Raw genomic sequence first — 9,123 nt, 5'->3', positions numbered from 1 at the left:
GGCTCGGCGCAGCCGACCGCGCAGCGGCGCGGCCTTGCCCCGCTCCCCCCGGCCTGCTCCGATGCCGTGGTGCACGCGACCCGGCCTTGCCGTAGGAGGAACATCCAGGTTCGCTCGACGCCGGATGACTTCGGCGAACGACGCGCGGGGCTTGAACCGGTGCTCCCTCGTGTTCGAGTGCGAGGTCACCGGACCGGGTCGATGGTGGTCTGTGTTGTGGCTGGCGCGGCCGGGACGAGTAGGTCCAGTCCCGGCGCGGTACCGGTGGCTACGGTGACGGCCGCGATGAGTGCCACAGCGCGGACGGTGCGGGCGGTGCTGGCGAGGGTGTTGTCCAGCAGGACGAGCATGTTCTTGGTCATGGGCCGAGCGTTCCAAGCGCGGTTGCCAACGCGTTGGGAGTCGGCTGCCATCCTGTTGCCACGTCCCCCACCTACAGCATTCAGCTGGTCTGAACTGGCCCCATGGCAAAATTTAAATCATATGTTTTGAATTTTGGTGCGGTCGGTGTCGGCCGCGCGAAGGTGCGGATCAGCCGTGCTGCGGCGGGTTGGCGATCACGTGGTCGATCGCCGCGCGCAGGATGTCGCCGGTCGTCGTGATCTCGGAGCGCAGCTCGTCGCGGTACCGCTTGGCGAGTTCGCTGGGCTCCTCCCCCGGCCGCGGATCGGGCAGCACCGGTGAGTCTCCGTAGACGCCGTAGAACGCTTCGAGCTGGGCCACCAGGTGCTTGTGCTCGTGATAGCACGCGCGTTCAAGCCGCTGGCCGACCTCGTCCGACAGGACCACGCCGACCCGGCGGGTTGTGCTGCCGCCGGGGTACGGATCGCCCTTGCGGTAGCGCTGCTCGATGTCGGTGGAGCCGTACCGCCGGCCAGGCCCGCGATGCTCTTCGGGCACCTCTGGGTACGGGTTGATCACGCCGTCGTCGTCGACCTCGCCGAACCAGCCGCGGGCGTCGAGTTGGGCGACCACGGCGGGTTCGATGAGGACGTCGCGCTTGGTGATGAACTTGCCGGCCGCGACCGCGGCGTTGAAGTCCCTCTTGAGCTTGCCTCGGGCGAGCGTGCGGTCGGCGGGCGTCTCGATCTTCGCGATCCGCTTCTGCCGCGGCTGCTTCCACCGCCGGATTCGCGCCCGCTCGGCAGCCATCAGCGCCGCCAGCTTCTTGCGCTGATCTGCGGTGAGGTAGACGCCGAACTGCATCGTCAAATCATATGCTTTGAATTTCATGGGTGGCGAGGTCTGCTGTGGTCACCGAGATGGGGGAACCTCGTGCTGACCGTACCGAGGGCACCTGTCCTGTTTGCGCTGGTCGTGGCGGTGGACGGCTGGTGCTGCAGCTGAGGAGGCGGAGTTCGAGCTGGCCGGAAGATCGACAATGGCCCGGTGCACACACCACCCTCTCGTGATCGCGACCAACTGACTGAGTCGATCAGGTCGGCGTTGACCACGCCGTCGAGCGCAACGCCGTGGTGGACTGCGCAGGTGACTGCTTCGCCGCAGGTGACTGCTTCGCCGCGGCGAAGTCCAGTCCGGAGGGCGCTGCGGCGGGTCATCGGTCCTGGCCTGCTGCGCAGGGAACCACCGAGCTGATCGGCCAGGACCGGCGGCCGAGCCAGGGCCCGGCCGCCGGGCTGGTCACCGGAGGTCCGGCTCACCGAAGGTTGCATTCCAGGCGGTGAGGGTCTGCGCGCCAACAGCGGAGACGTCGAGATCCTGCTGGTCGGCGTCGGCCGTGCTCGTGCTGAGGAGGCCGTGCTGGTCCAGTTCGCGCACAGCTCTCTGCAGAGGTGGGCTGGGCCGGTGAGCGGGGTCGGCGACGGTGTAGAGGAAGTCCGGCAGGCCGCTGGCCGGGTCGGTCTTGCGGGGATTGCGGGTGCGGATCCAGCGCCGGGACGTGTCCGCGTGGGTGCGGATCTGGTGCAGCAACGTGTGGCGCTGGGCGCTGCGTCGCAGCGGAGTTGTCTCCGCCATCGTGGCCATCCTTTCGGACTCGCCACGCCCCGGTCACCCTTGACCGGGGCGTGGCGAGTCGATGAAGTGGTTACAGGGCAAGGGGTTCAGGCCGTGCCCGGTCGACGTGCACGCGGGCCGTCAACCGGGCTCGGGGATTCAGCTCCAGTCCTCCACGCGGCTCGGGAGACGGACGTCGACGCCGCAGTGCTGGCAGACGAACCGGTCGTGGTCGTGCTCGCAGCTCTCCGTCGCGCCGTAGACGCGGCCCTCGGAGACGTGCAGCGGGTTGTGCCGCACGGCCACGTCGCGCTCGGCGATCCGGTCGGCGGCGCCGCACACCGGGCAGATAAGCCGTTCGTCGACGATGCGGGCCATCGGCTTGAGGTGCAGGGCGACCTGGGCGGCGACCTGCGGGGTCAGGCCGGCGGCACGCCACTCGCGCCAGCACGAGTGGTTCAGGTCGTCCGGGAACGTCTTGGTCAGGTCGGCGAAGGCGCCGCCCGCGTCGACCAGCCAGAGCGCCAGGTCGTGGTCGTCGCCCGCGATGCGACGTGCCTCGCGGCCGAGGTCGTGGTCGTGGTCCAGGAAGTGCCGCATCGCGTGCGCCTCGCTGTAGGTCAGCGAGTCCCAGGTTCGAGTTGTCGGCTGCTGGTCGGATGTCGTGTGGCCCATCGTGTCGCTCCTCGGCAGATGGTTGGCGTGGACGGGCGCACGCCAACGCAGGCCGCCGGGTGGTGGTCAGGGCTCGGCGGAGCCGACCGCGCAGCGGCTCGGCCTTGACCACCACCCGGCGGCCTGCTGGGGTCGGCGCGCGGCGCGCCACCTGTCGGGCGGCACGCCGGGCCTGCTGGTCAGTGCCACTGCACTGGCCGGGCGTGCTGGGCGCACCAGTCGGCCAGGTCGAGCAGCTCGGTGAGGCGGTCCTGGAGGTAAGCGGGCCGTCGACCACCCTCGATCCAGTTGCCGTCCTGGTAGGAGGGCACGCCCGCGTCGACGGGCGCGAGCGCCAGGGCGGTGAGGACACGGCCTCGGAACTCCTCGGGCGTGGCGTCGCCGAACAACTCGTCGAGCTCGCCCGGCTCGCCGTAGCCCAAGGCGTACAGCAGGTGCGCGGCGTTGAGGTTGCTGACGTTGACCTCCGGGCGCTCCAGGTCCTCGATGGCGTGCACCGACAGCGGGTAGTCCGGGCAGAGCTCGGGCTCGGTGCACCCCGGAAGCACGGACCGGTGCTCGCTGCTGCCGTAGTCCAGCGCGAAGGGGATGGCGAGCAGGGCGTCGCGCGCGTCCGCGTAGTCGCCGAACCGGGGCGCCTGGGCGACCGCGTCCTTGCAGGTGCAGGTGATGACGTGGGCGACGATCGCGCCCATCTCGGCGGTGAACGTGACGGTCATGACGAGCCTCCGGCCGGTGCGGTGCGTGGACCGGGTGGTGTCCAGTGGGCTGAGGCCGGCCAGGGCAGGGCTCGGCGCAGCCGACCGCGCAGCGGCATCGGCCTTGCCCTGGCCGGCCTGGGTCTGCTGGTGTCCGGTGGACCACGTGCTGCGGCGGCCGGATCATCGGGTGGTGTCGCGTTCGCCCTGTTCAGGGCGATGGTTTTGGCCTATGCACGCGGAAGCGTGGGCGGCGAAAGCGAGTTGTCGGCTGCGGAAGACAACCCGTCAGGGCGTACACAACTTGTGTCTTGAGGTGGGATCATGGAGCACATGGCCCGCCCTCCGAAGATCCGGACGCCGAACTACTCGCTCGCGGACGCCCTGGCCGCGGCACTGGCGATCAAGCAGTTGCGCTCCGAGGCGACACCCCGCGATCCGGACCTGGACTACTTCCCCTCGACGTTGCACGACGACATGGACGTCGACGACGTCCTGGACTACCTGACGAAGCACCGAGACATCCCGGCGGACGTCCAAGCCGCCGAGCTGCCCTACCGGGCGAAACTGGTGGAGTACCAGCACCAACGCGACACCGCGAGGTACAAGCGGCGGACGCTGGCGCTGCTGGACACCGCGCGGCAGGTCGACGCGCCGCCTCGGACGTACGGGCCGTTGATGGGCCTGCCGTCCCGGCAGGCGGTGTTCAACCGCCGATCCCGGCTGACCATCGAACTGCGGATGAACGGCGCGGGCCCGCGCACCCGCCGCGAAACCGAACAGGACGACCGCGTCGAGCGATGGCTGTCGGCGAACCGGGCCGACCTGATCAACGTCGGTGAGCTGCTGGTCGACCAGCGGGATGAACTGGTCGAGTCGCTGGCGGATCCGGAGCAGCGTCAACAGCTCGTCGAGGCGATCGACCTCGCCGGGGAACAGCTCAGCGCACACCCGCGGCGTGGGTTCGCTGGCGCGATCGCCTACGCCATGTTCCTGCTGCGTCCCGGCGGTCCAGCGCAGGTGCTCGACCCGGTCATCCGGGACGGGCTCGAACGCGGAACGCGGCTGCGCCTGGAGTTCAACCAGCTGCGCGATACGTCAGAAGCCTCGGTGTGATCACTGACGCCCACTCCCCCACTGGACGCGCAATCCAGGCGCTTCACCGCAGCCCGCCTCCCGGACCGAGCACGAGGAGCCCGATGATCCGCTACGTGAACTACCAGTACCAACCCGCGCAGCCGCCGCGGACCGTGCGCGATCTTGCCCGCGCGTTGGGCGTGCCGGACGAGGTACCGCTGGCGATCCCCGACGACCGCCTGGTCGTCATCGCCAGCCTGGACAAGCCCGACGGCGACTTGGAGGGCGAGCAGATCGTGATCGGCATCGACCCGGCTGCCGAGTCCAACCTCACCGGCCGGATCGACGACCAGGACATCGTGTTCTACCTCGAAGGCGACTTCCCCGCCGGGGAGTACGAGCGTGTGGACGACGGCGAGACCGACTGAGCGCCCCCGATCACGCGTGCTGAGGTCGGCCCCGGAATCCGAGGCCGGCCTCAGCGGCGGTCACGCCGGGCGGGGCTTCCAGCCTGGCGGCATGGCGGTCTTCGGCTGCCGGGGGTTGACCACGTAGTCGTACCGCGTGCCCTCGGCTTCGCAGAAGGCGACGTGCGCAAAGAAGGCGGCGACCGCGGTATCGCGGTCGGGGTGCTCGACCACGTTGATCTCGGAGTCGTCCTCCCAGTACAGGATCCAGGCCCACCGCTGGCCTTCCTTCACGGGCCACGGCGGGCTGGGCAGCATGAACACGGCCGCGCGCACGCGGTAGTCCGAGCGCTCGATGTCGCGGTGGGCCTCGAACTCGGCGGCGGTCGGGCTGGTGAGTTCGTCGTAGGTCAGCTCGCGCAGTTCGTCAGCGACGTCTTCGAGGTTGTCGTCCGGTTCCCACCAGGGCTCGACGGCCTTGGGGTACTGGTCGGAGTAGCGGAAGACGCCGGCGTAGCCGAACGGGTTGGGCATGAGGGTTCTCCTGGTCAGCACGTGGGTGGACGTGTGCTGACCAGCGGGTTGAGGGTGGTGGCGGCAGGGCTCGGCGCAGCCGACCGCGGAGCGGCCTGGCCTTGCCGCCACCACCCCCGGCCTGCTCGGCTGGCGCGGCCGCCGATCGCGACCAGGAGCTCGGCGACCGATGCGAAGGTCAGGTGGCTTCCTGCCAGACGGTGCCGCCATGCTCACGGTCGCTTTCCAGGGCCTCCTGCCAGGTCAGGGTGAACTGGAAGTAGGCCTTGCGGGGCTGACCTGCTGCGACGTGTCCTAGTACGCGCCTGGCGGCCTGGCGGGCATTCTCCGCAGCCTGCTCGGCGAACCACTCGACGAGCTCCTCGTCGGTCGCGTCCCAGACGATGATCGTGTCGGTGATGGACGAGAAGACACCGTACTTGCCGTTCGGCTGGCGGATGACCTGCTGGCTCATTCCGTCTCCAGCGCGGCCTGCTCGGTGAGCTCCTGGTCGCGGTCGCCGGGCATAGCCGGCCGGGGCGGGTTGACCAGCGGTTCGTGGTGGAGCGGCCGGTGGTCGCGGGCCATCAGTGCGCACAGTTCGATCCAGGTCAGCGGGCGGCCGTTGAGGTGGATCTCGGCCGCCTGCTCGTCCAGGCCGGCGACAGCCAGGTAGTCGGCGCTGCCATCCGGGTTGACGCGGGCGTAGGCGTACTTGACGCCGCAGTGCCCAGGATCGAGGTTCGCGGTCGGCGCGTAGAGCTTGGCGGGCTCGTAGAGGTACCAGCCGGTGGTCTCGTCGAGGCCGGCCAGGGCGCGGCCGATCACGGCGAAGGTCACCGTGCCGTCGTACCGGGCTTGCGCGGACCAGCGGTCGTACCTGTCGGCGGCCGAGGTGCCGTCCGCGGGGCGGTTCAGGTGACCGAAGACGGTGTTCGCGTGGGTGACGTCGGGGCCGGTCGAGGCGCTGCTGTGCGGTGAGGTCATCGAGGCTCCTGGCGGGTGCGTCGTGCGGGACGCGATGCCAGTCAGCGAGACCTGGTGTCCGGGGCAAGGCTCGGCGGAGCCGACCGCGCAGCGGCTGCGGCCTTGCCCTGGACACCGAAGGTCTGCTGGGCTCGCGCGGCCTCGCTCGACGGGCCGGGAGCCGCGGGCTCACTGCGGCGAGTCAGGCCGTTCCTCGGTCAGGCCGAGTTGACGTCGAGCGCCGTCCGGATCGAGCCGGATCGCGTCGCCGGCGATCCGCATGCCCGCCGTGTCGAGTGCGTGGTAGAGGCCGTGCTCGCGGGTGATGAAGTTGGTGTTGTCCAGGTCGTCGCGCGGCGCCAGCCGGTACCCGCGGGGGAACGGGTCGTCCGGTGCCGGGTCATCCACGGCCCACAGCCGCCACATGACACCGGTGGGGTCCGGTGCCTCGAAGGTGCCGCTGCCGTAGCCGCCGAGTTGAGTCCACTGGGGCAGCGGGCCGTTGGCGTAGGCGTCGCTCTGCGCGTTCACGAGAAGCTCCTGGTCTGGTCGATGGGCCCTGGTCGGCGGGCAGGGCGCGGCGTGGGTCACGGGGTGTCGGCTGGCTTAGACGGGAACGCCCGGCGCAGGGCGCGCTCGCGGCGCCCCGGCGGTGGCGCTTGGTCGTGGGCGGCGAGCAGTTCCTCGAGGTGACGGCAGGGCTCGGCGCTCGCGCCCTTCGGTGGCCAGCGGCGCGTCGCGTCCAGCAGTGTCCGGGCGGCGGCGATCGTGCCGAGCAGGTCGCGCCAACCGTGAGCGGGGTCGGCGTTCTCCAGGGTCCACAGCACACGCCGGGCGTCGGAGCGGATGCTCGGGTCCTCCTTCGCCGCCCTGGCCACGGCAGTGCACGCGTGAGCCCATTCGGTGGCGTGGTCGCGCAGCCACGTCAGCGGAGCGACCTTGTCGTCGAGCTCCTTGCCGAACCTCATGCCCAGGGTGCGCGTGGAGAGACCGATCGCGGTGCTCAGCGGGCCCAGGGCGCTGCCGTCTGCCAGGGCGTGAGCGGTAGTGCGGAGCTGCTGCTGGTCGATCGCTTTCAGCAGCAGCTTGCGGGTGGTTTCGGCAACGAGCAACTGCACCCGCGGGTCGTTGCGGTGGGCGCTGCCGCCGACAAGCTCGGCCTGAACGTGATTAATCGCGGACGCCAGGTCCTGCTGGACCCGCTCACTCACCACATCTGTGTTCACTGCAGGTGGGAGCAGTCGGCAATCCGATTGCCGACCTATTTGGGAGAGCCAGTGATCGAGCCGGAGCCCGTTGAGGCCGATCTTGACGATGTGCCTGATGGTCTCGCGGCCATCAGGGAAGCGGTCCTCATCAGTGAACTGGGAGATGGCGAACCGGGCCAGGTCCCACGCCTCGGGGTCGAGCGGGGCGGGGTCGATCTTGCCGGGGTCGTCGCGCTCGCCGGGGAAGTCGGTGTCGTTGTAGGCGTACAGCGCGTCCCAAGGCGGGTCGGCCAGTATCTCCGGCCGCGGCAGGACGTAGGCGAGGAACGCGACGACGATGTTGAGTTCGGTCTTGTTGCGCAGGTAACGCAGCTCTTTGACGTCAATGCTGGCCACGCCGCGGGCTGCGGCGGCGACGCGTTTGCGCATGGTCGCCTCGCACGGGCCGTCGCTCCACGTGAGGTACCAGCATCGGCTGCCGCGGTAGTTGTCGTAGGTGGGCTCGACCTGGACGCCGGTCTTCTTGGTCAGCGTCCAGGCCAAGGTGCGCATCGCGCTACTGCGGCTCATCGCCCCATCCTGTCAGGTCGGCAATCAGATTGCCGACTATTCCGAGCTGCGCAAATGGGGGATGTTGGGGGTTGCGTCCGCATCAGGGCCTACCCGCTCCGCCGAAGGTCGAGCCCGGCCGGTCGGGGTCCAGGTGCTGCCGCTGCAGTTGGGACCGGATGCTTTCGCGGGTACGCCCCAGCTCCTCGGCGATCGTGCTGATGAGCGGTTCGGCGCCCGCTGCCGGGTCGGCGGCGCGCCACCGCCGATCCAGATCCGCCTTCAGCTCGTCGGTCCAGGGCTGCCCGGCGTTGCGTGGTGTTCCGGCCCGGCGGTCACCGCGGCGTCGGGTGGCCGCTGTGGCGCCGAGTGTGCGGTCGACGGCGACGCCGTGGGCTTGGGCGAGGCCTCCGAGGACCTGGTCGAGTAGCGGTCCGAGATGCGCGAGCGCGCTGGTCGGGCCGGTGAGCGTGCCCTGGATCGCTTCGCCGTTGGGGCCTGCGCCGAGGACGTCGATGACGATGGTGTCGGCGAGCTCAGCGGACGTGGCCGCGGTGACCTGGTAATGGGCGCCGTCGACGTCGAGTTCGCGGGTGAACTGGACCTGGGCGCTGTCGCGCCGGGCCGGGGTGGCGGGCATGGTGCTTCTCCCGTGGTCTGTCGGACGGCTGTGGTCAGCGGGTACTGCGGCGGATCCGCCACCAGCCCGGATTCAGTTCGTGCGCCAGGAATTCGAGCTGGTTGACGATCTCGTCGGCGTTGGGCTGATCGCCGGTGGGTGGTTCGACGTAGACGGTGAGGTAGTCGTTGCCGCCCTGCGTGCGGCGTACCCGGCCGGTCGCCCATGCGGTGTCGGACACGCGTTTGACCAGCGCCGCCTGGTCCTCGTCCTCGGCGTCGCCGTGTTCCACGGTCAGGAACCGGTAGCCGGCGGCCAGGAGTTCGGCCTCGTCGACGAGCTGCCGCTCGGCCAGCAGCCGATGGAACTCTTCGGCGTCGCGCGCCCCGTAGTTGTAGAGCACACGGGGCGGCTGGTCGTCCTGCTCAGGGCGGTCAGCTGGCATGGCGAAGGCT

14 protein-coding genes are annotated in these 9,123 nt (G+C 70.0%); 2 read left to right on the top strand and 12 right to left on the bottom strand.

The genetic code is table 11. The features are described 5' to 3' along the window. Positions 1-185 precede the first annotated feature (185 nt). From JNUCC0626_RS50400 to JNUCC0626_RS50380, 5 genes are all read right to left on the bottom strand, one after another. Positions 186-362, bottom strand: a complete 177-nt coding sequence (locus JNUCC0626_RS50400; RefSeq protein WP_394622369.1) for a hypothetical protein — start codon at positions 360-362, stop codon at positions 186-188. 169 nt (positions 363-531) lie between these two features. After that, a complete protein-coding gene (locus tag JNUCC0626_RS50395; RefSeq protein ID WP_394622368.1) occupies positions 532-1,206 on the bottom strand; it encodes a hypothetical protein in 675 nt (224 codons plus the stop codon). Positions 1,207-1,641: 435 nt separating this feature from the next. Continuing rightward, positions 1,642-1,977 (bottom strand): hypothetical protein, encoded by a 336-nt coding sequence (locus JNUCC0626_RS50390; protein WP_394622367.1) that lies wholly within the window; start codon positions 1,975-1,977, stop codon positions 1,642-1,644. A gap of 138 nt (positions 1,978-2,115) precedes the next feature. Further along, a complete protein-coding gene (locus JNUCC0626_RS50385; RefSeq protein WP_394622366.1) occupies positions 2,116-2,631 on the bottom strand; it encodes a hypothetical protein in 516 nt (171 codons plus the stop codon). Between the two features lie 179 nt (positions 2,632-2,810). After that, positions 2,811-3,350 (bottom strand): hypothetical protein, encoded by a 540-nt coding sequence (locus JNUCC0626_RS50380; RefSeq protein WP_394622365.1) that lies wholly within the window; start codon positions 3,348-3,350, stop codon positions 2,811-2,813. A 312-nt stretch (positions 3,351-3,662) separates the two neighbouring features. On the opposite strand from JNUCC0626_RS50380, the gene JNUCC0626_RS50375 reads away from it, so the two are divergent. Both JNUCC0626_RS50375 and JNUCC0626_RS50370 read left to right on the top strand, forming a co-directional pair. Further along, positions 3,663-4,445 carry a hypothetical protein gene (locus tag JNUCC0626_RS50375; RefSeq protein WP_394622364.1) on the top strand — a complete coding sequence of 261 codons (783 nt, stop codon included), beginning with the start codon at positions 3,663-3,665 and terminating at the stop codon, positions 4,443-4,445. 83 nt (positions 4,446-4,528) lie between these two features. Next, on the top strand, positions 4,529-4,834 hold the full coding sequence (locus JNUCC0626_RS50370) for a hypothetical protein (RefSeq protein WP_394622363.1): 306 nt from the start codon (positions 4,529-4,531) through the stop codon (positions 4,832-4,834). A gap of 60 nt (positions 4,835-4,894) precedes the next feature. Here JNUCC0626_RS50370 and JNUCC0626_RS50365 read toward each other — a convergent pair whose 3' ends face one another. The 7 genes from JNUCC0626_RS50365 to JNUCC0626_RS50335 form a co-directional block, all read right to left on the bottom strand. Beyond that, entirely contained in the window at positions 4,895-5,347 is a 453-nt protein-coding gene (locus tag JNUCC0626_RS50365) for a hypothetical protein (protein WP_394622362.1), read from the bottom strand. A 178-nt stretch (positions 5,348-5,525) separates the two neighbouring features. Then, entirely contained in the window at positions 5,526-5,801 is a 276-nt protein-coding gene (locus JNUCC0626_RS50360; protein ID WP_394622361.1) for a hypothetical protein, read from the bottom strand. Continuing rightward, positions 5,798-6,313, bottom strand: a complete 516-nt coding sequence (locus JNUCC0626_RS50355; protein WP_394622360.1) for a hypothetical protein — start codon at positions 6,311-6,313, stop codon at positions 5,798-5,800. The genes JNUCC0626_RS50360 and JNUCC0626_RS50355 overlap by 4 nt, the downstream gene beginning before the upstream one ends. Positions 6,314-6,481: 168 nt before the next feature. Then, entirely contained in the window at positions 6,482-6,823 is a 342-nt protein-coding gene (locus JNUCC0626_RS50350) for a hypothetical protein (RefSeq protein WP_394622359.1), read from the bottom strand. 56 nt (positions 6,824-6,879) lie between these two features. Continuing rightward, positions 6,880-8,070: a hypothetical protein gene (locus JNUCC0626_RS50345; protein WP_394622358.1), complete on the bottom strand. Its 1,191-nt coding sequence runs from the start codon at positions 8,068-8,070 to the stop codon at positions 6,880-6,882. Between the two features lie 82 nt (positions 8,071-8,152). After that, positions 8,153-8,689: a hypothetical protein gene (locus tag JNUCC0626_RS50340; RefSeq protein ID WP_394622357.1), complete on the bottom strand. Its 537-nt coding sequence runs from the start codon at positions 8,687-8,689 to the stop codon at positions 8,153-8,155. Between the two features lie 34 nt (positions 8,690-8,723). Next, a complete protein-coding gene (locus JNUCC0626_RS50335; protein WP_394622356.1) occupies positions 8,724-9,113 on the bottom strand; it encodes a hypothetical protein in 390 nt (129 codons plus the stop codon). Between the last annotated feature and the right edge of the window lie 10 nt (positions 9,114-9,123).

This window comes from Lentzea sp. JNUCC 0626, assembly GCF_043632865.1.
In the GTDB taxonomy this organism is placed as follows: domain Bacteria; phylum Actinomycetota; class Actinomycetes; order Mycobacteriales; family Pseudonocardiaceae; genus Lentzea.
The sequence above is the reverse complement of the archived record's forward strand: the minus strand, read 5'-3'. Positions and strand labels throughout refer to the sequence as shown.

Bases quoted from the DNA above. Each gene is read 5' to 3' on its own strand.
- JNUCC0626_RS50400 (WP_394622369.1), bottom strand. From the start codon at position 362: ATGACCAAGAACATGCTCGTCCTGCTGGACAACACCCTCGCCAGCACC.
- JNUCC0626_RS50395 (WP_394622368.1), bottom strand. From the start codon at position 1,206: ATGCAGTTCGGCGTCTACCTCACCGCAGATCAGCGCAAGAAGCTGGCG.
- JNUCC0626_RS50390 (WP_394622367.1), bottom strand. From the start codon at position 1,977: ATGGCGGAGACAACTCCGCTGCGACGCAGCGCCCAGCGCCACACGTTG.
- JNUCC0626_RS50385 (WP_394622366.1), bottom strand. From the start codon at position 2,631: ATGGGCCACACGACATCCGACCAGCAGCCGACAACTCGAACCTGGGAC.
- JNUCC0626_RS50380 (WP_394622365.1), bottom strand. From the start codon at position 3,350: ATGACCGTCACGTTCACCGCCGAGATGGGCGCGATCGTCGCCCACGTC.
- JNUCC0626_RS50375 (WP_394622364.1), top strand. From the start codon at position 3,663: ATGGCCCGCCCTCCGAAGATCCGGACGCCGAACTACTCGCTCGCGGAC.
- JNUCC0626_RS50370 (WP_394622363.1), top strand. From the start codon at position 4,529: ATGATCCGCTACGTGAACTACCAGTACCAACCCGCGCAGCCGCCGCGG.
- JNUCC0626_RS50365 (WP_394622362.1), bottom strand. From the start codon at position 5,347: ATGCCCAACCCGTTCGGCTACGCCGGCGTCTTCCGCTACTCCGACCAG.
- JNUCC0626_RS50360 (WP_394622361.1), bottom strand. From the start codon at position 5,801: ATGAGCCAGCAGGTCATCCGCCAGCCGAACGGCAAGTACGGTGTCTTC.
- JNUCC0626_RS50355 (WP_394622360.1), bottom strand. From the start codon at position 6,313: ATGACCTCACCGCACAGCAGCGCCTCGACCGGCCCCGACGTCACCCAC.
- JNUCC0626_RS50345 (WP_394622358.1), bottom strand. From the start codon at position 8,070: ATGAGCCGCAGTAGCGCGATGCGCACCTTGGCCTGGACGCTGACCAAG.
- JNUCC0626_RS50340 (WP_394622357.1), bottom strand. From the start codon at position 8,689: ATGCCCGCCACCCCGGCCCGGCGCGACAGCGCCCAGGTCCAGTTCACC.
- JNUCC0626_RS50335 (WP_394622356.1), bottom strand. From the start codon at position 9,113: ATGCCAGCTGACCGCCCTGAGCAGGACGACCAGCCGCCCCGTGTGCTC.